We start from the raw sequence: 23272 nt of genomic DNA on the forward strand, positions 1-23272 counted from the left end.
AAGGCGTGGCTTAGATGGGACATGCGTGCGACTGGCCCGCGTTGACCCTTGCCGCGCGCGGGTCTAGTCAGGCGCCCAACCCGACCCCGGAGCTATGACATGGCCGAGCCCACCACCCCCCGTTCGTTTCAGGAAATCATCCTGCGGCTTCAGACCTACTGGGCCGAAAAAGGCTGCGCGATCATGCAGCCCTACGATATGGAAGTGGGCGCAGGCACCTTTCACCCGGCCACAACTCTGCGCTCGCTTGGGCCCAACCCCTGGGCCGCCGCCTATGTGCAACCCTCGCGCCGTCCCACCGATGGCCGTTACGGCGAAAACCCCAACCGGTTGCAGCACTATTATCAGTATCAGGTGCTCATCAAACCCTCGCCGCCTGACCTGCAAGACCTCTACCTCGGCTCACTCCGCGCCATCGGGATCGACACCGATATCCACGACATCCGCTTTGTCGAAGACGACTGGGAATCGCCCACACTCGGCGCTTGGGGCCTGGGGTGGGAGGTCTGGTGCGACGGCATGGAAGTCAGCCAATTCACCTATTTCCAGCAGGTCGGCGGCCATGATTGCCACCCCGTCTCGGGTGAGCTGACGTACGGCCTCGAACGTCTCGCCATGTATGTGCTTGGCATCGACCATGTGATGGACATGCCGTTCAACGACCCCGACGCACCCATCGCGTTGAAATACGGCGATGTTTTCCGCCAGACGGAGCAGGAATATTCGCGCCACAACTTCGACACGGCCACAACCGACACGCTTCTGAAGCACTTCGAAGATGCAGAGGCTGAGTGCAAACACATCCTCGACCAGGCCGCTGATGACCCCAAAACCGGCAAGCGCATCATCATGGCCCATCCCGCCTATGATCAGGCGATCAAGGCCAGCCACGTTTTCAACCTGCTCGACGCGCGTGGCGTGATCTCCGTCACCGAACGCCAAGCCTATATCGGCCGCGTCCGCGCCCTGACCAAGATGTGCGCCGACGCCTTCGTGCAGACCGAGGCCGGGGCGCAGACGCGGCATGACGTCCGGGAAGATCCTTGTTTCGGTGATCGTCGGCGTCACGGCGATCTTCGGCGCGGCCCTGTGGTGGTTCGTGAACTACGCCTTCTACGAAGAGCTTGACGACGTTGTCCTGCTCGTCCAGCGGGGCGATGGGCAGGCATTCGAAGTCCCCCTCGATCCCGCGGAAAATCAGGTCAGTGGCATCAACGCTGAAAGCTCGCCCCTGCGCTTCCGCGCCTGTTTCACTCTGGATCCGGTTGAGGCATCAGCCCTTTTATCGCAGGCCTTTCTTTACGAAGACCCGACGCCACTCGGCGCCCCCGGCTGGTTCGACTGTTTCGACGCCGTGGCCATCGGCACCGCGCTGGAGGCTGGCGAGGCGCAGGCCTTCCTGATCCAACGCGACATCACCCGGGGCGTTGACCGTGTCGGCGCGCTGTTCCCCGACGGGCGCGGCTTCATGTGGCACCAACTCAACGGCACCCTCGAATAGTCGCCTTGCTCAACCAACACACCGCGCGATAGACCGCGCTTGAACGCTTCACAGGACCCGATCCGATGCCCGACCTTCTGCTGGAACTGTTTTCCGAAGAAATCCCGGCCCGTATGCAGGGCAAGGCTGCTGATGATCTCAAGCGGCTGGTGACGGACGGTCTGGTCGAAGCGGGCCTGACCTATGCCTCCGCCGGCGCGTTCGCGACGCCGCGTCGTCTGACCCTGACGATCGAGGGGCTGACAGAGGCCTCGCCCACAACGGTCGAAGAACGTCGCGGCCCCAAGGTCGGCGCCCCCGACAAGGCCATTGAAGGCTTTCTGCGCGGGGCAGGGGTGGCCCGCGAAGATCTGGTGGAGCGCGAGGAAAAGAAAGGCGCCTTCTACTTCGCCCAAGTCACCACCCAAGGCCGCCCGGCCGCTGATATCATCGCTGATCTTGTCCCCGGCGTGATCCGCACCTTCCCCTGGCCCAAATCCATGCGCTGGGGGCGGGCAGCTTGCGCTGGGTGCGCCCGTTGCAGTCGATCCTGTGCATCCTGTCCGATGAGGCGGGCGCGGAGGTCGTGCCGTTCGAGGTTGACGGCTTTGCGTCGACCAACACGACCGAAGGCCACCGTTTCATGGCCCCGGGCCGCTTCGCTGTCTCCTCTTTCGAGGATTATGAAAGCAAGCTGCGCGCTGCCAAAGTTGTCCTCTCTGCCGAGGCGCGGGCCGAGACGATCTGGCACGACGCCACCAACATGGCTTTCGCCGCCGGTCTGGAAGTTGTTGAAGATAAAGGCCTTCTGGCCGAGGTCGCTGGCCTCGTCGAATGGCCTGTCGTCCTGATGGGCGAGATCGGTGAAGACTTCCTTGGTTTGCCGCCCGAGGTCCTGCAAACCTCCATGCGCGAACACCAGAAGTTCTTCTCTGTCCGCAACCCCGCCACCGGCCGGATCGAGCGTTTCATCACCGTCGCCAACCGCGAAACCGCCGACCAAGGTGCCACGATCATCGCGGGCAACGCGAAGGTTCTCTCCGCCCGTCTGGCCGACGCAAAATTCTTCTGGGACAACGACCTGCGCATCGCCCGCGACGGCATGGGCGACTGGAGCGAAGGCCTGAAAAACGTCACCTTCGAACGCCGCCTCGGCACCCAGGCTGAGCGCGTCGAGCGTATCGCGGCACTCGCCCGCGAAATCGCACCGATGGTTGATGCGGACCCGACCGCAGCCGAGACCGCCGCCCGCATCGCCAAGGCCGATCTGAATTCCGAAATGGTCTACGAATTCCCAGAACTTCAAGGGGTTATGGGCAAATACTACGCGCTGGAAGCAGGCCTCGACCCCGCCATCGCCGCCGTGGCTGAAGAGCACTACGCCCCCTCGGCCCCACCGACGACGTCCCCACCGCGCCGCTCTCAGTGGCCGTTGCCTTGGCCGACAAGCTCGACCTTCTGACCGGCTTCTGGGCCATCGACGAGAAACCCACCGGCTCGAAGGACCCATTCGCGCTGCGCCGCGCGGCTTTGGGGGTTATTCGGACCATCCTCGACAACCAACTTTCGCTGAAGCTACGCGTGCTGTTTGTCAGCGAGATCTCATACCGGTACGGCTTTTCCCGGCTCGGCAGTGAACTTGCTCCTTTTGAGAAGTTCGCTCGATCCGCCTACAGCGCAGGATATGATTTCATCTCGGATGAAATCATGGAGTATTTTGAGCGAGAGTCGCCTGAAATACAGGAGGGCATTGTCAAAGATGCACGTGACAATGTTCCAAGCATCTCCGACGACCTCCTCGCCTTCTTCCACGACCGCCTCAAGGTCCACCTCCGCTCGGAAAACATCCGCCACGATGTCATCGACGCGGCCCTCTCCAAGCCTCCCACCGACGACCTCACCCTCGTCGTCGCCCGCGCCCGTGCCCTCCAAGCGTTCCTCGACACGCCCGACGGCGAAAACCTGATCCAGGGCTACAAACGCTCCGCCAACATCCTCGTCCAGGCCGAGGAAAAGGACGGCGTCGAATACCGCTATGGCGCCGACGCAAAATTCGCCGAAACCGATGAGGAAAAGGCCCTCTTCACGGCCCTCGAAGCCGCCAACACAACGATCGCCCGCGCCATGGCCGACGAACGCTTCGCCGATGCCATGGCGTCGATGGCCAAGCTCCGCGCGCCCATCGACGCGTTCTTCGAGGCGGTTCAGGTCAACGCCGACAAAGACATCGTTCGCCGCAACCGCCTGAACCTTCTGCACGACATCACGCAGACCTGTGGCGCCATCGCGGATCTGTCGCGAATCGAGGGCTGACAGCCCTTCGCCGCACCGCAGCGATCACTTTTCTTTGCAAATGCAGAAAAAACGCAGCGATCTGACACTATTTGCGTCTGCTAAACTAGACACAAAGCCTTCCGGTTGTATCGTGTGTACAAGTTTACCGGAGGCGAGCCCATGCTCACCACACCCGACTTTGTCGAGATCACTCAGACCGCTGCGATCCGCAAGGACCGCCACGGCAACCGCGCGAAATGCCTGCAACGGCTAATCCGGCTGGATTTGCCGGTGCCGCACACCGTGGCACTCAGCTTCGACACCGTCCGCGCCATCGCGGACGGGCGGATGCCCGATCTGGACGCGCTTGTGGGCGTGTTCGGGCAAGGCGCGCTTCTGTCGGTGCGGTCCTCGTCCGAGACGCCGGATTGGGGCGGGCCGGGGACAATTCTCAATATCGGCATGGGCGATGACGTCGCGCGTGACCTCGCGGAAACCCACGGGCCAGACGTCGCCGATGCCGCCTATACCGCGTTCATCCGCACCTTCGCCGTCGAAGTGCATCGCCTGGACGCCGACGAATTCGAAGGCCCCATCACGCCCCGCCTCGCCAAAGAGGCCTATGAGGCCGAGATGGAAGAGCCCTTCCCACAAGACCCCACGGTCCAACTGGCCGAGGTTCTGCGCTCCATGGCGCGGGCCTGGGATGGCACAACTGCACGCCTTCTGCGTCAGGCGCAGGGCGCCCCCGCTGATGCGGGCCTAGGCCTCGTCGTGCAGAAAATGGCACTGGGCCCGGGGCAGGGGATATCCGGCGCGGGTGTGGTGCAATACGTCTCATCTGAGACGGGTGAGCCGCAGGTCACAGGCCGCTACCTGCCACGCGGGCAGGGGCGCGAGGCGCTGACCGATGGCGAGGCACAGTTCATCGAAAGTGATCCCCGCGGCGCCTCCCTCGAAGATATCGCGCCCGATCAGGTGCAGGCCTTGCGCGAAGCCGCGGCCCTGATGCGCATCCGGTTGCGCGAGGAAATGCAGACGGAATTCACGCTGATGGATGGGCAATTGTCCATCCTTGATGCCGTGCGCGCACCTCGGTCCGCCCGGGCCGAGGTTACAATCGCCGTCGCACTGGCCGAAGATGGCGTCATCCCGCGCGAAGAGGCGCTGATGCGGATTCCGCCCTTCACCCTCAATGGCTTGTTGCACCGACAGATCGCCGCCGGGGTTGAACGCGATTTGCTCACAACCGGCGTGGCGGCAGCCCCCGGTGCTGCGTCCGGCAAGATCGTCTTTTCGGCGGCCGCAGCCCAGGCCTCCGCCTCGCAGGGGAGCCCTGTATTCTCGTGCGTCGCGAAACCAGCCCGGAAGATATCCGGGGCATGCACGCGGCACAGGCAATCCTGACCGAACGGGGTGGGGCGACCTCCCATGCCGCCGTGATCGCCCGTGGGCTTGGCCTGCCCTGTGTGTCGGGCGCGACCCGTCTGCAATTGGATATGCGCAAGAAAACCCTCACCGTGCCCGGGCGCAAAGTGTTTCACGAAGGCGATGTGATCACCATCGACGGCACGGCGGGCGAAGTGCTTGCCGGAAGCGTCAATATGGTCGAACCCGCCCTTGGCGGGGCCTTCGCCACGTTGATGGATTGGTCCGATGAAGCCCGCGATATTGGCGTGCGGGCTAATGCCGACACGCCTGAAGACGCCGCCATGGCGCATCGGTTCGGCGTCGACGGGATCGGCCTTTGCCGGACCGAGCACATGTTTTTCGATCCTGTCCGCCTGACCGTGATGCGCGAGATGATTTTTGCGGAAAACGCACAGGATCGCGAAGCGGCGCTGGATCGCCTGCTGCCCATGCAACGCGCTGATTTCATTGAGCTCTTCAAGCTCATGCGCGGCCAGCCCGTCACGATCCGTCTCTTCGATCCGCCGCTGCATGAATTCCTCCCCGGCGACCGGGAAGGCACGCGCGCCTTGGCCGAAGCCCTTGATCTGCCGGTCAGCCGGGTCTCGTCGCGCATCGAAAACCTGCAGGAATTCAATCCGATGTTGGGTTTGCGGGGCGTGCGCCTTGGCGTGACCATCCCCGAAATCTACGAAATGCAGGCCCGCGCTATCTTTGAGGCGACCATCAAGGTCTCCAAGAAAGGCGCCCCGATTGTGCCCGAGATCATGATCCCCCTCGTCTCCGCCAGACGAGAGGTGGAGCTAGTGAAAGCCCGGATCGACGGCATCGCGGCCGAAGTGCGCGCCAAATCCGGCATCGATTTCGATTACCGCCTTGGTGTCATGGTCGAAACGCCGCGTGCCGCTTTGCGTGCTGGCGAGATTGCCGAGCATTCGGCGTTTCTTTCATTCGGGACGAACGACTTGACCCAAATGACCTATGGTCTGTCGCGCGATGATGCGGGGCGGTTCATGTCTGCCTATGTGCAGCAGGGCGTATTTCCCGAGGATCCGTTCCGCGAATTGGACGTCGAGGGTGTGGGCGAACTGTTGCTTTTGGGTGCCGAACGGGGCCGTGCGGCGCGCCCGGACATCACCTTGGCGCTGTGTGGAGAGCATGGTGGCCACCCCGAAGCGGTTGATTTTTCGCGAAAAGCCGGGTTCGACTACGTGTCTTGTTCCCCGTTTCGGGTGCCAGTTGCAAAGCTGGCGGCGGCGCAATTTGCCATTCGTGACAAGGGTTTGGAATAAGCCGTTAAAGTGTCGCTTTAACGCAGGCTGACCCAATAGCTAGGGGCAGGATAACCGATAAACGCAAGATTCAGAGCGAATTTTGCGATTTTTCCGAAATGCGCTACGTAGCCGAAAAAGGACAAGAGGTCCGGATCCGCTGAGCAGAGCGGGTTCATCAAAGGCCTCTGGAAGGGTACGAAAATGATGCATCGGACTTTGGCCGCGTTTGGCGCGGGCCTGATTGGTTTGTGTGTGACCACTGGGGCAGTGGCGCAGAATGTAACGGAATTGGAAGTGACGCTCAGCACGTCGGCCACGGCGTCCGGCCTGTCGAATGTGCTCGATCAGCTCATGGGCGTGGAAAATGCATCTCTCTCGGGGGTGAATGCGACACGGCTGCGCACGCTCGCCTCTCCGTTTTCCGGCAATGCGGCCGATGATCCCCGCATCATGGATGCCTCCGCCTTGATGGCGCTGCCCACTCCGCGCGGTGGCGAAGACTGGCGCTGCCTGACGGAAGCGCTTTATTTCGAGGCGCGTGGTGAGCCGGTCGAAGGCCAATATGCCGTGGCCGAGGTCATTTTGAACCGCGTCGACCATGCCAATTACCCTGATAGCATCTGCGGCGTGATCAATCAGGGCACGGGGCGGCAATTTGCCTGCCAATTCACCTATACCTGTGATGGGCGCCCCGAAGAGATCGGCGATGAGAACGCCTGGCACCGTTTGGGTCATATCGCACGCATCATGATCGACGGCGCGCCGCGCGATCTGACTGCCGGTGCGACCCACTACCACGCCGATTTCGTGAACCCGCAATGGGCCTCGCTCTATCCGATGACGGCAGATATCGGCATCCACCACTTCTATCGCCAGCAATACTGACGCCACGCGCGTCGGAATTGGACTGATACGCGCCGCAAGCTGGTCCTTGCGGTGATCGCCTCCCGTGGTATCTCGCCTTTGGCTGATTGCGAGGAGAGCCATGAGCGACGAGATCACACAGGCATTCGACCATCCGTCCGAACGCGCGAAAGCAACCGCCGGTGACGTCCCGCGCGACCGCATCTCCATGACCGACCATGTCCGCGAGGTCGAGATCGGCGCCTTCCAGGCCGAACGCGGCGTGACCCAGAAAATCCGCTTCGATGTGGTGGTTGAGGTTGAAACCCGCGCCGAGCAGGCGATTGATGATGTGGATCGGATCCTCAGCTACGACACCATTGTTGAGGCGATTGACGCAGCCCTCCACGCGGAGCGTGTGAACCTGCTAGAAACCCTCGCCGCGCGCATCGCTGACGGAATTATCGAACACCCCCTGGCCGCGCGTGTCTTCGTGCGCATCGGCAAGCTCGACCGTGGCCCGTACACGCTTGGCGTCGAAATCGTCCGCACGCCGCCACAAGGCCGTCGACGCCTTCGCCTTCTGGCCGACGCAGCCCCGCACCCGGTTGTGGTGTTTCTGTCCAACGAGGCCGTAGCCCGCCCCAATCTGTCTGCCCTTCTTGACCGGCTAGAAGACCTCGACGCGCCGCTGATCCTGTGCGTCGACACGCCCGATCTGGAACAACCCATAGCCGATCACGCCATGCCCCAGCGCCGCATCGCGCTGCTCGCGATTGAGCAGCAGGCATGGGTTCTTGCCGCCCGCGATCCGCGCTGCGTCGTCGTCGACAGCCGGACCGAGCTTGATTGGGCCATGAAACAAGGTCAGATCAGCGTCTGGGCCCCGTCCAAACTGGTCCTCGACGCCGTCGATGGCCCCGGCGCACAGGTCACGGAACCCCTGGCGCTCACCCAATGGCTGGCCGAGGCGTTTGAAGCCCGGTCCTTGCTCATGTTCGGGGCCGAAAACGCACAGTCATTTGCCGCCGATGCGCTTCCCAGCCTGGCCCAGATCACGCAAGACGCATAAGCAATTGCCCATCCGCCAGCCTGTCCTCAACCCGAAACCCGGCCTTTTCCATCACCCGCTGGGATGAGCCCGACCCCTCGGACACATGGCCAAAGAACCGCTGCGCGTTCAGCGGGCCGCGCGCATGGTCCAGCGCGGCCAGCAGGAACTCACTGGCCAATCCCTGGCCCCACATATCGGGCAGGAAGTGAAACAAAACCTCCAGCCCGTCATCGCCAAAGCCAAGGCGAAATCCACCCACACCGATATCATTGCCCGCATGCGACAGCGTCCAGGGCGAAATCCTGTGGCGGCTCCAATCCTGCATATCCCGCTCCAGATCGCCTTCTCCGCGCGCTCCAAACAGCTGCTGGTAAAGGCCAAGCGCCAGTGGGCTTGGGGCACGGCCAGACAGGCGCAGCGTGCGGAAGGCGAAACGATCGGTCATCCCGCAAAGCATTTCAGAGTTTTTGAATCTCGCGACTCTCAAGTTGATAGCTTTTACAATGCCCTGCGGCCTTGTCCGCATTCCGACTTCAAGTTACCCCGCGCCATGACCCAGTATTTCCGCCCGATCCCGTCCTGTGACCCCGCCCGACCGGCTGATGCACTGCCAATTGCAGGTGGATGGACGTGGTTTGACCGGGTCGAAGTGCTTTCGCGCACCGCCGCGCCGCAAATCGTGCCCATAACGGACGTGCCAGATGCCATTCTGGCGTCCATGACTGGCCCGCGCGCGGCCTTTGGGCCATTGGCGATGGACGTCCCGCGGCTGATGGGCATCCTCAACACCACGCCCGACAGTTTCTCGGACGGCAGCAAATTCACCCAAGTCGATGCCGCGCTGACCCACGCCAAAACCATGCTGGTCGAGGGCGCTGACCTGATCGACATCGAGGGGAATCGACCCGACCCGGCGCGGAAGAGATCGCGATAGCTGAGGAAATCGACCGAACCGCCCCGGTGATCGAGGCGCTGGCACAGCAGGACGGCGCGTTCATCAGCCTCGATACCCGCAAGGCCGGGGTGGCCGAAGCCGGGCTTGCCGCAGGCGCCGGTGCGCTCAACGATGTCTCGGGCCTTCGCTTTGATCCACGCCTTGCCGATGTGGCCGCCGCCAGCGGTAAGCCCCTGATCCTGATGCATTCCATCGAAGACCCACAGACCATGCAGGAAGCGGCAGAGACGGCCTATTCGGATGTCCTTCTCGATGTCTATGACGGCCTCCAATCCGCGATACACACCGCGGTTGCGGCGGGCGTGGACCGGGCCCGCATCATCGTGGATCCCGGCATCGGCTTCGGCAAGACCGAGGCGCAGAACCTTGCCCTGATTGCGCGGCTGTCTTTGTTTCACACTCTGGGCTGCCCGATCCTGTTGGGCGTGTCGCGCAAAGGGTTCATCGGTCGCATCTCGGGCGAGGCGCAGGCAGACCAGCGCGGGGCCGGATCGGCGGCAATCGGCCTGTGGGCCTTGGCGCAGGGCGTTCAAATTCTGCGTGTCCATGATATAAAGCTGCACAGGCAGGCAATCGACCTGTGGCGCGCCGCGAACACAGTGCAGTAATTGGAACCGGGGTACGAGCAGATATGACACGCAAACTCTTCGGCACCGATGGGGTGCGCGGGCAGGCCAATTCCTATCCGATGACCGCAGAAATGGCGCTCAAGATCGGTGCCGCTGCAGGGCGATATTTCCGCCGCGATGGGGCCGCTGGCCACCGCGTTGTGATCGGCAAGGATACGCGCCTGTCAGGCTACATGATCGAAAACGCGCTGACGGCGGGCCTGACCTCCACTGGCATGAACGTCCTGCTGTTGGGGCCGGTGCCCACACCCGCCGTTGGCATGCTGACACCGTCCATGCGCGCGGATGTGGGTGTGATGATTTCAGCCAGCCACAACCCGGCAGAAGATAACGGGATCAAGCTTTTGGGCCCGATGGCTTCAAGCTCGATGACGCCGCCGAACGCGCGATTGAAGAGATGGCCCTTGGCGACGTGGAACCTGTTCAGGCGACCAATATCGGACGGGCCAAGCGCATCGACGATGGGCGGTTCCGGTATCTTGAGCGTGTGAAATCGACCTTTCCCTCCGCTTTGCGTCTGGATGGGCTGAGGGTTGTGATCGATTGCGCCAACGGGGCCGCCTACCGCGCCGCGCCTGAAGTGCTTTGGGAATTGGGGGCCGAGGTCATCCCACTGGGAGTGGAGCCCAACGGCCTGAACATCAACTTGGGCTGTGGTTCAACCAAGCCCGAAGCGGCAGCCGCAAAGATCCGCGAAACGGGGGCCGATGTCGGGATCTGCCTCGATGGGGACGCGGATCGCGTGATCTTGATTGATGAAGCGGGCGCCGTGGCCGATGGCGACCAGATCATGGCCTTGTTCGCAAACCGATGGGCGGAAGATGGGCGGCTGAAAGGCGATACGCTCGCCGCGACCGTCATGTCGAACCTAGGGCTGGAGCGTTATCTGGCGGATCGATCGATCCGGCTGCATCGCACGGCAGTGGGCGACCGGTATGTGGTCGAGGCGATGCGCGCCAATGGCCTAAACCTCGGCGGCGAGCAATCGGGTCATATCGTGATGACCGACTATGCGACCACCGGCGACGGGTTGGTGGCCGGGCTGCAATTCCTGGCCGAGATGGTGCGCACCGGGCAGCCCGCCAGCACGCTGACCCGCAGTTTTGAGAAGGTGCCGCAACTCTTGAAAAACGTCCGCTACGGGGCAGGGGCCACGCCGTTGGAGGCGCCAGCGGTCAAGCAGGCGATTGCCGAGGCCGAGGCGCGTTTGGTTGGAGCGGGCCGCCTTTTGATCCGGAAATCCGGGACCGAGCCACTGATCCGCGTGATGGCCGAGGCCGAGGACGAGGGGCTGATGAACGAGGTCGTGGACCAGATCGTCGGCGCGGTTGAAGCCTCCGTCTGAGCGCGTTGCCCATTCAATTTTGAATAGCGGCGGTGTGGTTTCGGGCGTTTTCCATTCATTCTTGAATGATCAACGTGATACCGCGTCGCGCCCTCAACGGGCCGTGACGTAGCGTTTCGCTTTGGTTTGGCCCTCCACGGGCGCAGGCTTGCGCCATGGAAGTTTTCGATTTCGCCAAACAGATTTTCGACGCGCAGCCCTTCTCTCAGCTCCTGGGCGCCGATCTGCTGGAAGCCTCCGCTGACGGCGTTGTCGTCGCTCTCGACCTCAGGCCTGACCATCTGCAACAGCATGGCATCGTCCATGGCGGCGTGCTCAGCACGATGGCCGACATAGCGCTCGCCTTCGCAGGTGGTTTGGCGATGGGATCAGATGCCGTGACCTCGGAATTCAAGATCAACTATATCCGCCCGGCCAAGGGAAACGGTTTGATCGCCAAAGCGCAGGCCATCGGCGTCACCAAACGTCAGGCGTTGGTCCGGAGTGAGATTTTCTGTGGCGAAACCCTGTGCTGCGCGGCGCAAGGCACGATCCTCAAGGTGTGACCGGCTCTCCGGCCACATAGACCTGCGCCACGGCGCGGTCATCGCCCATCATGATCGTTGGGAAAAGGGCCTCCCAAATATCCTCCGCCCGCTCCGCGCGCTGTGCGATGGCGGGGGTTGAGGCAAGGTCGAGCACGCAGAGATCAGCCTCGATCCCGGGCTTCAGGCTGCCGATTTTGTGCTCCAGCCGCAGGGCCTCTGCCGATCCCGCCGTAGCGCGCCAGATCAACTCGGCCGGGTGCAATGCCACACCACGCAGCTGCGCAACTTCATAGGCTGCGGCCATCGTGCGCAGCATGGAAAAGCTCGACCCGCCACCGGTATCCGTCGCCAGCCCCACACGCATCCGGTCCGCCAGCCCCATGTCAAACAGGCCCGAGCCGATGAAGGTGTTGGAGGTCGGGCAATGGACAACCGCCGCGCCGACCTCGGCCAGGCGATCCACCTCGCGCGGCTCAAGATGGATGGCATGGCCGTAAACGCCGTTTGCGCCGAGGAGGCCGTGGGACTCGTAGGTATCAAGATAATCCCGCGCGTCTGGGTAAAGCGATTTGACCCATGCGATCTCATCAACTTGTTCGCTGATATGAGTCTGCATCAGGCAGTCGGGATGCTCAGCCCAAAGCGCGCCCAAGGCCTCAAGCTGCTCAGGCGAGGACGTGGGCGAGAAGCGCGGCGTGATGATGTAGGAGAGACGACCTTTTCCGTGCCAATGGGCCAGCAACCGCGCGCTATCATCATAAGCAGATTGCGCCGTGTCGCGCAGGCCGTTGGGCGCGTTGCGGTCCATGCAGGTTTTGCCGGTTAGCGCGCGCAAGCCGCGGCGCTGCGCCTCGGCGAAATATGCATCGACGGAAGCAGGATGAATGGTGGCATAGCTGGCAACGGTTGTGGTGCCGTTTGCGAGGGTTAGATCGAAGTAACGTGCTGCGATTTCAGCCGCATAAGCGGCGTCGTCAAAGCGGGTTTCTTCTGGAAATGTATAGGTGTTGAGCCAGTCGATCAGGCGTTTGCCCCAAGATGCAATAATCGCAGTCTGGGGATAGTGGGTATGAGCATCCACGAATCCCGGCAGAAGCAGGTGGTTGCCGTGATCTGTTAGGTCGGCCTGCGGATGGGCGCGACGCAGATCATCAGCCTCGCCCACGCCCGTGATGATCCCGTCCCGGATCAGCACCGCGCCGCGCGCGCTATGGCGCAGACCGGACGGGCCCGCAAGGCGAGGGTCGGCGTCGTAGAACAGGCATTGCCCAAGGATCAGGCGGTCTTGCATCTTTGGCCCCATAACTTGGCCCATTTGATAGCCCTTTGGCGTGACCCATGTTAGGGCAAAAGTGCTTTACGAACGGGGGACGCCATGGCCGAGCAGATGGAAGACATCGTCGATGACGGCCGCGATGCCTATGCGCTGGATATCTCGCTAAGGGCCGCTTTGCGCGATGCGGTTGCGGCGCAAGATGTCGAGTCCATTGACGCGTTGATGGAGCCGCTGCACCCAGCCGACATTGCCGACCTTCTGGAACAGATCACGCCGAATGAGCGCGAAGGCTGGCTGTCATTGTGGTCGAAGGGGATCGACGGCGAAGTCCTGTCGGAACTGGAAGAGGGCCTGCGCGAGGCGGTTCTGGAAATCCTGCCCGATCAGGTCATCGCCGACGCTGTGCGTGAGCTGGATTCCGACGATGTGGTCGATCTGGTCGAAGACCTCGAAGAAGAGCAGCAGGAGCAGATCCTAGAAGCGCTGGAGCCAGCGGACAGGGCGGCGGTCGAAGCGGCGCTGAGCTACCCCGAAGAGACCGCCGGACGCCTGATGCAACGCGAGATCGTCGCGGTGCCAGAGCATTGGACGGTGGGCGAAGCGATTGACTATATCCGCGGGCAGGCGGGGCATTTGCCTGAGGAATTCTACCACATCATTCTGACTGACCCACGTATGAAGCCAACGGGTTACGTGATGTTGGGCCGGCTTTTGGCGTCTGTCAGGAAAGTGCGGTTGCTGGACATCACCGAGGATTCCTTTCGGCCCATTCCAGCGAGCCAGCCAGAGGATGAGGTGGCCTATGCGTTCAATCAGTATCACCTGATCTCAGCGCCCGTCGTGGATGATGACGGGCGGCTGGTGGGTGTGATTACCATCGACGATGCGATGATCGTCTTGGACGAAGAGCACGAGGAGGACATCCTGCGCCTGGCCGGTGTGGGCGAAGAATCCTCGCTGTCGGATGGCGTGCTGGAGACAACGAAGCAGCGCTTCCCGTGGCTGTTTGTGAACTTGGTGACGTCGATCCTGGCGTCGCTGGTGATCGCACAGTTTGAAGCGGCGATTGCGCAGATCGTGGCCTTGGCCGTGTTGATGCCGATTGTGGCGTCGATGGGGGGCAATGCGGGGACGCAATCGCTGACCGTGGCGGTGCGCGCGATCGCGACGAAGGATTTGACCGCGTCGAACCTGGTGCGGGTGATCACGCGAGAGGCCGGGGTGGGACTGATCAACGGTGTGATCTTTGCCATTGTGATGGGGATCGTTGGCGTCGTGTGGTTCGGCACGGCGATGCTGGGGGTCGTGATCGGGGCTGCGATGGTGATCAACCTGCTGGTGGCGGGCTTGGCAGGGATCCTGGTGCCAGTTGTGCTCGACCGGTTACGGATTGATCCGGCCCTGGCCTCCGGCGCGTTTGTGACAACGGTGACGGATGTGGTTGGGTTCTTCTCGTTCCTGGGGCTTGCAGTGATCTTGCTGCTGTAAGCAGCCTCCACGGGGTTCTTGCAGGCTGGGATCAGCCGGGAATTTCCAGCGTCACCGTGCGCCCGTTGCGCACGTATTGCAGCGTGGTCTCGCCAATGGCGGCCACGCGTCCACCATCGAGGCGATCACCGACGGCGACGCGCACAAAGCGACCGGACGACAAGCGTACAAGGGCGCGCCGGTCGGAGTTGGTGCCGGTGACGCCGATCAGGTTCACGTTGCGCAGGCGGATGGCGTTGCGTTCGGTCGCGGCCCGGCTGACATCCGCGTTGGACGGGATATCGGGGCCGGGGGCGACGGCAGCGACCTCCACGGCGGTGGGCTGCTCAACCGGCCGGCGATCGGCGCTTGCGACAATCTGTTCGATGTTGCCGGGCCGTGTGGTGGGCAGGAGAGAGCGTGCGACAGCCAGATCAGTGCCGCCGATAGCCGCACTGACGGCGGCATCGACATCCGCGTCCGCAACGCCTCCGTCAGACGGGAAGAGCGAGGCCTGCGCGGCGGCTTCCTGTGGGGATTGCGGGCGTTCAGTGGGGCGACGTTCGCCCAATTCGGTCTGGGTCAAGCCACCAAGCACGGCCCGTTCGCGCAACTCGGCGAGGTTTGAGGGGCGTTCGGTCGGGCGGAATGTGCCCAGAACCGCATCGTCCACGTCGATGGCGGGGGCTTCCTCCTCAATTTCACGAGGACGCTGGCGGGCCGCAACGGGCGGTGTGCCCGCGACCACAAACGCGCCTTCTGGCGTCACGGCACCTTGCGGTGTGGCGGCGACAAGGCCCTGATCGGTCAGGTCAAATTCCACCCCAAAGGGCGGTGGGGGTGGAAAGCGGCGCAGCAATTCGCCCGGGTTTACGCCCGGATCGGGGAGTGCGACAGCATCAAACGCCACGATCTGAGGGTCGATCGAGGCCGTGTAGATCCGATCCAGCAAATCGAAGGGGCGCAGATCAGGGCGCTCTGGCGAACGGGCCCAAATGCCATCTTCTGCGTAAAGCGCCTCCGCCTCTTCAAGGCTGGGGTTTTGGCCCTGATCGATGGGCGGCAGCGGGGGCAGGTCCAGCTCGGCATCGATGTCGGGCAACTCGCCCTCATCGACATTGGGGGCCAGAACATCATCGGGCGCGGCGGCGTCATCCGGCAAGGCCGCAAGGTCGATCCCGTCTGCTGCCGCCTCATCTTCCAGGCTTGGGGTCGCGGTGCCGCCAATTGTCGGGGCTTGGGTAAAGACGTCTGGGGCGGGTGCGCCCGTGTCAACGCCAGCGACTTGCTGCTCGCCATCGCCAAAGCCGAACAGGCGCGCAACAGCGCTGTTTGGCAAGAAGACAGCGGACCAGATCGCGACCATTGCCAGCAAGAGCAGCAGGACTACCGTCAGGATCAGGCCCGTTTTGAAGGACGGCCCCGCAGAGGGAACAGATTTGCGGGCCAGCAGGCCAGAGGTGAAATTCTCATCCTCCGCCACCGCCGCGCCATCGGCAGGAGGTGGGGCATCCGCTTCGGGCTGGCTATTGCGACGCAAAAGGCCGCCCAATCCCGCACCGGCTTGCGCGGGCGCGCCATCGGACTTTGCGGTCCCGCCACGTCCACGCAACGCGCCACCAAGCAAACCCTTTTTGGCCCCGGAGGGCATATCATCCGACTGGCCCGGTGGCGGGCCGTCAAACGGAGAGGCGCGCAATTGCGGACCTGCGGCCTGCTCTTCCGGGGGCGAGGTTCAATCTCCACCCGTGGGCGAGGGGGCTGCGGCGCAGCGGGTCCACCCGCCTTGGGTTTGGTCTTGCTGGCATTGCGCACGCGCTGCAATTGCTCGGCCAAACGTGGCATGCCGGCATTTGAACCCGCTGGTGTGTCAGACACTGCAGGCGCGCTCTCTACGGTCTGTTGTGCGGGCTCGGCAGGGCTACCTTCGGGATGCAAGAGGCCCAGACGCGAGCTGCGCTGCCCGACCAACGAGCCAGTTTGGCTGTCTGGCGCCCCCACGCGCCCGCGATGGGCCGAGAATTGCGGCTCCCCTTCTGCGGGTGCATCCGGTGCGGGCGGCGCAGCAGACGCTTCGCCCCGGATGACGCGCGCCCGCTGGCGGGCTTCGCGCGCGGCCGGAGATGGAGCGGGTGGCAACGGATCATCGCCGCTTTCGGGATCTTCGACGGCGTCGTCGTCAGCGATCGGTTGGATCGGCGTGCTAATATCGTCGATCGCGGGAATATCGGCCAGATCAGCTTGCGCCGACATGGCAAGCGCCTCGGCCAGTGCCGGATTGGTATCCTCAATTGCGTCCTCGGCGGGCGCTTGCGCTGCATCAGCGGGGTCTGGCGCGCCGTCGGTGGCTGCGGCTACATCTTCTTCAGGTGCGCCATCTGCCGGGCTCGAGTCTGATGCAGCCGAAACTTCGGCAGTCGCCTCTGCGGCCTCGTCCGCTGTTTCTTCGGTCGGCGTGGCGTCTGGGTCGCCTGGGGCCTCGGCTTCTGCTTCGCTGACACTCTCGGCGGCGGGTTCCGGCTCCGGCTCTACTACCGGTTCCGGCTCAGGCTCGGGCTGGCCATGGGTGTCGGCACCAAAGGCGATGCCCTCTGCGGTAAAACCGAACTGCTCCTGGCCCCCCTCCACATCGAAGGTGGGGACGCCCGGGAAGCGTTCCATGGGAGGCATCGCTGCAAATCCGGCGCCGTCAAAGCCGTATTGCGCGGCGAAAGCCTTTGCCTCTTCCAGCGTCTCACGGGCGACAACCGCGATTTTCACGCGGTCCTCTTCCAGCATGCGCCAATCGTATTCGAGTTCTGTCACCGCGTAGGGTGTCATCCCGTCGAGGCCTTCCTCGATCCGGAAGGCCGTCAATTCAGGGTCCGCTGTCGGCGCGGTCAGCGAGGTGTAGAGCATCTGGTCGTCAGGCAGGACCAGAAGCGTCTTGAAGTCTTCACCTTCCCGCGCGACCGCCTCGTCACGCAGTTTTGAGAGTGCTGCCCCAAGGTCAGAAACCGCCAGTGGCGTCTCACCAATCATGGCCCAATGGCCAGCGGCTTGCCGATGGGCAAGTGCGATGCCATCCGCCGAAAGGAAGAGTGCGATATTCACCGTCAAGTCAGACCTCAGTCAATCGTACAGGGGCGTTGCGAAAGCGCCACAATCGCCCCCTCTTACAGTGCTTTGCGTCCGGGGCAAACCTTTCGCTGACCGCGCAAGCCCCATCGGCGGTTCCAGTGTAAATCTTTTGCCCGCCTCGCAAAAGGGGGCGCTGTCGGATCAAGACCGCGCCCCCGAATGGCTCGTATCCGCGTCCGGCCTTACCCTAACGCGAAATTGGTTAATTTTCCCTTCTTACGCCGCAGCAGCAGACAGAGCGCGGTCCAAATCCGCGATCAGATCGTCTGCATCCTCGGTCCCGATGGAGACGCGCACCACGTTGGGTGCGGCACCGGCGGCTTCTTGCTGTTCCGGCGTCAGCTGCCGGTGCGTGGTGGAGGCCGAATGGATGATCAGCGAGCGCGTGTCGCCCAGATTGGCCACGTGGCTGAAAATTTCCAGCGAATCGACCAGTTTCACACACGCCTCGTATCCGCCCTTCACCGCGAAGGTGAAGAGCGCGCCCGCGCCCTTCGGGCACACGGTTTTGGTGCGCTCGTAATAAGGAGAGGATTCGAGCCCGGCATAGGTCACGAAATCGACGCGGGGGTCGTTCTCCAGCCAGTTGGCGATTTTCACCGCGTTCTCGACATGGCGCTCCATCCGCAGGCTGAGGGTCTCGATGCCCATCAGCGTATAGTGTGCGGCCTGGGGGTTCATCGTCATGCCCAGATCGCGCAGGCCGATGGCGATGCCGTGGAAGGTGTAGGCGAGCGGGCCGAATGTCTCGTGGAATTTCAGGCCGTGATAGGCAGGCTCCGCCGCGCTGAGCGAGGGGAATTTGTCCGATGCCGACCAATCGAACTTGCCTGAATCCACCACACAGCCGCCGGTAACCGTGCCGTTGCCGGTGAGATATTTGGTGGTGGAATGCACCACAAGCGTCGCACCATGCTCAATCGGGCGGTGCAGGTAAGGCGTGGCCGTGGTGTTGTCGATGATCAGGGGAATACCGGCTGCATCGGCCACATCGGCTACTGCGCGGACATCCATGATATAGCCGCCGGGATTGGCGATGGCTTCGCCAAAGACGGCGCGGGTCTTGTCATCAATAGCAGCTTTGACGGCATCAAGATCGTCCATGTCGACGAACTTGGCCTCCCACCCGAAGCGTTTGATGGTTTGGGAGAATTGGGTGACCGTACCGCCGTAGAGACGGGTGGAGACGACAACGTTGCAGCCCGGCTGCATCAATGGGAACAGCGCCATGATCTGTGCGGCATGGCCGGAGGAACAGCAAACGGCGCCCGCGCCGCCTTCGAGCGTCGCAATCCGCTCCTGCAACACGGCAACTGTCGGGTTGGTCAGGCGCGAGTAGATGTAGCCGACTTCCTGAAGGTTGAAGAGCGCCGCCGCATGTTCCGCATCGCGGAACACGTAGGCCGTGCTTTGGTAGATCGGTGTCTGCCGCGCGCCTGTGGCTGGGTCGGGCCGTGCGCCCGCGTGGATTTGCAGCGTGTCAAAGCCGTAGCTGGGTCCGTCGGTCATGGGTGTCTCCCTCGTCATGCTTTGGCGCGCTTGTAGAACAGGGCGCCCACGGGCTGCAATCACCGCGCGGAAAGGAAGGCCATTTGTTCCAACGCGCACCAATCCTGCAAAACGCCTATCCTTCCTTGTTTCAAAAATACCTCGGGGGTCAGCGATCTTTTTCGCCGAAAAAGTCGCGAAGGGGGCAGCGCCCCCATCAAAAACAAAATACCTTGCGGCGCAGCCGCTCCTTTTGGTCACAAGCGCGACGGCTTGGCACTGGACGCCCGGCGTCCAAACGGGCAAAACCCACCCAAACGACCCATGCGAGGCCAGACATGCTCGATTTCCTCAAACGCTCCGTGACCTGGTGGAATGGCCAGACCCTTGGCACGCAGCTTTTCACCGCTCGCAATGGGGAGCGTGTCGGTGAGGATGCGCAGGGCAACATCTTCTACCGCAACGCCGATGATACGAAGCGCTGGGTGATCTATAACGGTGAGGCCGAGGCCAGCCGGGTCGAGGCTGAATGGCATGGCTGGCTGCACCATACTTGGGATGAGCCGCCCACCGACAAACCGCTGGTCCACAAGGATTGGGAAAAGCCGCACCTGCCGAACCTGACGGGCTCGGCAGCCGCCTATGCGCCCGCGGGCTCGATCCGCCGCGCCGATCCGAAAGAACGCCGCGATTATGAGGCCTGGTCGCCGGAATAAAGGTGCCGGGGAAAGGGGGCGGGCAACCTCCCCTTGGCCTTGCCCTCCGCGCCAGCTATCCCGGTCCCATGGCTGATACAGACTATTCCATCACCGAGATTGCGACGGGCGGCGCCGTATTGGCTGCGGCCTTTGGCTTTTTCCTTTATGCAAGCGGGTCCGGCGGCGGGGCGGGCGGGTCGTCCTACGATCTTCAGGCGCATTTCCGATCCGCCGAGGGGATCGGTATCGGCACCGAAGTCCGCCTGGGTGGTGTGCAGATCGGCACTGTGACGGACATGGAACTGAACCCGGAGACCTTCCTTGCCGAGACCACCATCAGTGTGGCGGACAGCATTATCCTGCCCGATGACAGCGCGATCGCCATAGCCTCGGAAGGCCTGCTTGGCGGGTCATTTGTGGAAGTGATCCCGGGCGGCTCACCGTTCAACATGGAAGCGGGGGGCGAATTCATCGACACGCAATCCTCGGTCAGCCTGATCACGCTGCTCTTGCGGTTCTTTGGCGGAAGTGGAGAGAGTTGATGCTGCGCGCAGGTTTGTTCTCAATTCTCCTTATTTCCGGTGCGGCACCTGTCGCGGCACAGCAATTCGACAATTTCGATGGCGACAACACCTTTGATGACTTCCAGCTTGATACAGGTGACGGGGAAGGCACTGGCCTGACCCTGTCAGAAGATGGTGGTCTGGTGCCGGACGGGGGCGGCGGGGATATCCAGCTGAACCTTGGTGACGGCGGCTCGCAAGGTACGTTTGAAAGCTTTCCGGGTGTCTCTGGCCCGGTCACATCAGTCAGCCAGCCTGCGACCGAGCAAGGCACGATCGTAACCCTGCGTGCGCTCGACAAGATGCTGGGGCAGCCCACGGATGTAGAGCTGTCTATGGGGCAGACAGTCGTTTTTGGTCGCATTGCGATCCGCGCCGTGGAGTGCCGTTACCCGGCTGGCGACCCGGGCGGCGATGCATTCGCGCACCTTGAAGTGCTTGATCTGGAAGGGAATTCCTTTTTGACGGGTGGATGATCGCCTCCAGCCCTGCGCTCAACGCGCTGGAACATTCCCGCTACGATGTCTGGGTCCTGCGCTGCACTGCTTGATGCACGTCAGAGGACGAGGGGTGCGTCTTCCGGAAGGGCATGGAAATCGGCGGGCAGCAAAAGCGCACGGCTAAGTTCCGCCCGGTAATCGGTCCGGGGCAGTTCCACAGCGCCAAGAGAGACCAGGTGATCCGTCACAAATTGCGTATCGAACAGTGTGAATCCGCCTGCGCGCAACCGATGGATCAGATGACCAAGGGCCAGCTTCGAGGCGTCTGTGCGCCGTGAAAACATGCTCTCCCCAAAGAAGGCAGAGCCCAGAACCACGCCGAACACACCCCCGGCGAGGCCCTCTGCATCCCAGATCTCGACGGAATGGGCGAGGCCCTGCGCATGCAGGACCTGATAGCAGGCCATCAGGTCATGGTTGATCCATGTGGGGTCGCGGTCGGCGCAGCCATCCACGACACCCGCAAAATCGCGATTGAGATGAACGGTGTAGCCGCCGCGCTTGATGCGTTTTCGCAGGGATCGTGACGCGTGGAAGGCATCGAGCGGAAACACGCCGCGCCTTTGCGGGTCGACCCAGAACACGTTCGGGTCATCATTTCCCTCGGACATCGGGAAGATCCCGGCGGCGTAGGCGCGCACCATCAGCTCTGGCGTCAGGAGCGGTCGGTCCTCTGGGTACATGTCATGCGCCATAGTGGACACTTAGGCGCGGAACGCCAAAAGGCCCATAAAAAATTGGCCAAAATTGGCCTCGTCGAAAAAATCTGCTCCATTTACCGTCAATTAACGGCTGTATGGTCATATGTTGCCCATCAATTTCAGGATACCTGCCGGATAAATCTGCAGGATTTGGGCGAAGATCGATGGAGTGCTGGCCCTCCCCGTGGGGCAGCGCAATGTGGCCTTCACCTGCCAAGCGAAGTGTTCATCCGTATGAACGCTTTCTGCTGCATCAGAAACGGCGCTTCGGGTTCTCACCCCGTGGCGCCGTTTCGCATTGGGCTTAGCCCATATTCTCTTCCAGCCAGCCTTCCAGCCAGTGGATGGTATAGTCGCCGGTCTGAACGGCATCGGTCTGCAGGAGTTCGTGGAACAGCGGCACCGTGGTGTCGATGCCGTCCACGATCAACTCCCCTAGCGCGCGGTTGAGGCGCGCCAGCGCTTCGGGCCGGTCACGACCGTGTACGATCAGCTTGGCAATAAGCGAGTCGTAGTAGGGCGGGATGCGGTAGCCGTCATAAAGGGCCGAATCCATCCGGACGCCAAGCCCGCCAGGGGCGTGATACTGGGTGATCGTACCGGGGCAGGGCGCGAAGTTCGGCAGCTTCTCGGCGTTGATGCGCACTTCGATGGCGTGGCCCTGGACTTGCAGGTCATCTTGGCTGAACGACATCGGCTCCCCTGCGGCGACGCGGATCTGTTCGCGGACAAGGTCCACGCCCATGATCGCCTCGGTCACGGGATGTTCCACTTGCAAACGCGTGTTCATCTCGATGAAGAAGAATTCACCGTCCTCGTATAGGAATTCGATGGTGCCCGCGCCCTCATAGCCCAGATCGGCTACGGCCTTGGCGCAGGTCTCTCCGATGCGAGCGCGTGTCTCAGCGTCGATCGCGGGGCCGGGGGCCTCTTCAAAGACCTTTTGGTGGCGGCGCTGGAGCGAACAATCGCGTTCGGCCAGATGCACGGCCTGGCCCTTGCCGTCGCCAAAAATCTGCACCTCGATATGGCGGGGCCGGCCGAGGTATTTCTCGATATAGACCTCATCATTGCCGAAGGCTGATTTGGCCTCGGACCGTGCGGAGCGGAAGGCGATTTCCATCTCGTCGCGCGATTTCGCGAGCTTCATGCCGCGCCCGCCGCCGCCTGCCGTGGCTTTGACGATCACAGGGTAGCCCGCCGCATCGCCGACTTTGTAGGCAGCCTCCAGATCCGGGACGCCGCCGTCCGAGCCAGGCACGCAAGGCACGCCCAGTTTGATCATGGTGTCCTTGGCGGTAATCTTGTCGCCCATCATGCGGATATGTTCAGCGGACGGGCCGATGAACTTGATGCCGTGATCTTCGACCGCTTGGACGAAAGCCGCGTTTTCAGACAGGAAGCCATAGCCCGGATGGATCGCCTCAGCGCCGGTGATTTCACAGGCGGACAGGATCGCGGACATTGACAAATAGCTGTCGGTTCCCGGTGCAGGGCCGATGCAGACCGACTCGTCCGCCATGCGCACATGCATCGCATCGGCGTCGGCGGTGGAATGGACGGCGACCGTTTCAACGCCCATCTCGCGCGCGGCGCGGATAACACGAAGCGCAATCTCGCCCCGGTTGGCGATCAGGATCTTGCGGAACATGGGAAATCCCTTTCCGA

General features: G+C 62.6%; 15 protein-coding genes and 5 pseudogenes. 13 read left to right on the forward strand and 7 right to left on the reverse strand.

All coding sequences use genetic code 11. From position 1 onward, the window contains the following. Nucleotides 1-99: 99 nt before the first annotated feature. The 6 genes and pseudogenes from ACZ1HK_RS22505 (at nucleotide 100) to ACZ1HK_RS22530 (ending at nucleotide 8353) form a co-directional block, all read left to right on the forward strand. Nucleotides 100-1128, forward strand: a complete 1029-nt coding sequence (locus tag ACZ1HK_RS22505) for a glycine--tRNA ligase subunit alpha (RefSeq protein ID WP_472630571.1) — start codon at nucleotides 100-102, stop codon at nucleotides 1126-1128. After that, nucleotides 1052-1501: a DUF6446 family protein gene (locus ACZ1HK_RS22510; RefSeq protein ID WP_472630572.1), complete on the forward strand. Its 450-nt coding sequence runs from the start codon at nucleotides 1052-1054 to the stop codon at nucleotides 1499-1501. Before ACZ1HK_RS22505 ends, ACZ1HK_RS22510 begins: the two co-directional genes overlap by 77 nt. 65 nt (nucleotides 1502-1566) lie before the next feature. Beyond that, nucleotides 1567-3793, forward strand: a pseudogene (gene glyS, locus ACZ1HK_RS22515) (glycine--tRNA ligase subunit beta). 141 nt (nucleotides 3794-3934) lie between these two features. After that, nucleotides 3935-6456 (forward strand): annotated as a pseudogene (locus ACZ1HK_RS22520) (putative PEP-binding protein). Nucleotides 6457-6639: 183 nt separating this feature from the next. Beyond that, nucleotides 6640-7323, forward strand: coding sequence for a cell wall hydrolase (locus ACZ1HK_RS22525; protein ID WP_472630573.1), 684 nt, complete (start codon nucleotides 6640-6642; stop codon nucleotides 7321-7323). Between the two features lie 100 nt (nucleotides 7324-7423). After that, nucleotides 7424-8353 (forward strand): dihydroneopterin aldolase, encoded by a 930-nt coding sequence (locus ACZ1HK_RS22530; protein WP_472630574.1) that lies wholly within the window; start codon nucleotides 7424-7426, stop codon nucleotides 8351-8353. On the opposite strand, the gene ACZ1HK_RS22535 is transcribed toward ACZ1HK_RS22530, so the two are convergent. Then, nucleotides 8337-8780, reverse strand: a complete 444-nt coding sequence (locus tag ACZ1HK_RS22535; protein ID WP_472630575.1) for a GNAT family N-acetyltransferase — start codon at nucleotides 8778-8780, stop codon at nucleotides 8337-8339. The two genes, ACZ1HK_RS22530 and ACZ1HK_RS22535, sit on opposite strands and share 17 nt — an antisense overlap. A gap of 105 nt (nucleotides 8781-8885) precedes the next feature. On the opposite strand from ACZ1HK_RS22535, the pseudogene folP reads away from it, so the two are divergent. The 3 genes and pseudogenes from folP to ACZ1HK_RS22550 all read left to right on the forward strand — a co-directional run bounded on the left by folP (nucleotide 8886) and on the right by ACZ1HK_RS22550 (nucleotide 11809). Further along, nucleotides 8886-9898: pseudogene (gene folP / locus ACZ1HK_RS22540) on the forward strand (dihydropteroate synthase). A 23-nt stretch (nucleotides 9899-9921) separates the two neighbouring features. Then, nucleotides 9922-11264: pseudogene (glmM, locus tag ACZ1HK_RS22545) on the forward strand (phosphoglucosamine mutase). 155 nt (nucleotides 11265-11419) lie between these two features. Beyond that, nucleotides 11420-11809 (forward strand): PaaI family thioesterase, encoded by a 390-nt coding sequence (locus ACZ1HK_RS22550; RefSeq protein ID WP_472630576.1) that lies wholly within the window; start codon nucleotides 11420-11422, stop codon nucleotides 11807-11809. Here ACZ1HK_RS22550 and guaD read toward each other — a convergent pair. Then, nucleotides 11799-13106 (reverse strand): guanine deaminase, encoded by a 1308-nt coding sequence (gene guaD / locus ACZ1HK_RS22555; RefSeq protein WP_472630577.1) that lies wholly within the window; start codon nucleotides 13104-13106, stop codon nucleotides 11799-11801. The two genes, ACZ1HK_RS22550 and guaD, sit on opposite strands and share 11 nt — an antisense overlap. Before the next feature lie 60 nt (nucleotides 13107-13166). Here guaD and mgtE point away from each other — a divergent pair, with 60 nt between their 5' ends. After that, entirely contained in the window at nucleotides 13167-14555 is a 1389-nt protein-coding gene (mgtE, locus tag ACZ1HK_RS22560) for a magnesium transporter (RefSeq protein ID WP_472630578.1), read from the forward strand. A 31-nt stretch (nucleotides 14556-14586) separates the two neighbouring features. On the opposite strand, the gene ACZ1HK_RS22565 is transcribed toward mgtE, so the two are convergent. The 3 genes from ACZ1HK_RS22565 to ACZ1HK_RS22575 all read right to left on the reverse strand — a co-directional run bounded on the left by ACZ1HK_RS22565 (nucleotide 14587) and on the right by ACZ1HK_RS22575 (nucleotide 19163). Continuing rightward, a complete protein-coding gene (locus ACZ1HK_RS22565; RefSeq protein ID WP_472630579.1) occupies nucleotides 14587-16017 on the reverse strand; it encodes a hypothetical protein in 1431 nt (476 codons plus the stop codon). Then, nucleotides 15933-17633 (reverse strand): hypothetical protein, encoded by a 1701-nt coding sequence (locus tag ACZ1HK_RS22570; protein ID WP_472630580.1) that lies wholly within the window; start codon nucleotides 17631-17633, stop codon nucleotides 15933-15935. The genes ACZ1HK_RS22565 and ACZ1HK_RS22570 overlap by 85 nt, the downstream gene beginning before the upstream one ends. Nucleotides 17634-17870: 237 nt before the next feature. After that, nucleotides 17871-19163, reverse strand: coding sequence for an O-acetylhomoserine aminocarboxypropyltransferase/cysteine synthase family protein (locus tag ACZ1HK_RS22575; RefSeq protein ID WP_472630581.1), 1293 nt, complete (start codon nucleotides 19161-19163; stop codon nucleotides 17871-17873). 317 nt (nucleotides 19164-19480) lie between these two features. Here ACZ1HK_RS22575 and ACZ1HK_RS22580 point away from each other — a divergent pair, with 317 nt between their 5' ends. The 3 genes and pseudogenes from ACZ1HK_RS22580 to ACZ1HK_RS22590 all read left to right on the forward strand — a co-directional run bounded on the left by ACZ1HK_RS22580 (nucleotide 19481) and on the right by ACZ1HK_RS22590 (nucleotide 20953). Next, nucleotides 19481-19858 carry an NADH:ubiquinone oxidoreductase subunit NDUFA12 gene (locus tag ACZ1HK_RS22580; RefSeq protein ID WP_472630582.1) on the forward strand — a complete coding sequence of 126 codons (378 nt, stop codon included), beginning with the start codon at nucleotides 19481-19483 and terminating at the stop codon, nucleotides 19856-19858. A 68-nt stretch (nucleotides 19859-19926) separates the two neighbouring features. Further along, nucleotides 19927-20382, forward strand: a complete 456-nt coding sequence (mlaD, locus tag ACZ1HK_RS22585) for an outer membrane lipid asymmetry maintenance protein MlaD (protein WP_472630583.1) — start codon at nucleotides 19927-19929, stop codon at nucleotides 20380-20382. Nucleotides 20383-20576: 194 nt separating this feature from the next. After that, nucleotides 20577-20953: pseudogene (locus ACZ1HK_RS22590) on the forward strand (DUF2155 domain-containing protein). 6 nt (nucleotides 20954-20959) lie between these two features. On the opposite strand, the gene aat reads toward ACZ1HK_RS22590, so the two are convergent. Then, nucleotides 20960-21586, reverse strand: coding sequence for a leucyl/phenylalanyl-tRNA--protein transferase (gene aat, locus ACZ1HK_RS22595; protein ID WP_472630584.1), 627 nt, complete (start codon nucleotides 21584-21586; stop codon nucleotides 20960-20962). Nucleotides 21587-21908: 322 nt separating this feature from the next. Further along, entirely contained in the window at nucleotides 21909-23255 is a 1347-nt protein-coding gene (gene accC / locus ACZ1HK_RS22600) for an acetyl-CoA carboxylase biotin carboxylase subunit (protein WP_472630585.1), read from the reverse strand. Between the last annotated feature and the right edge of the window lie 17 nt (nucleotides 23256-23272).

Source organism: Gymnodinialimonas sp. JB5-7 (genome assembly GCF_055693405.1).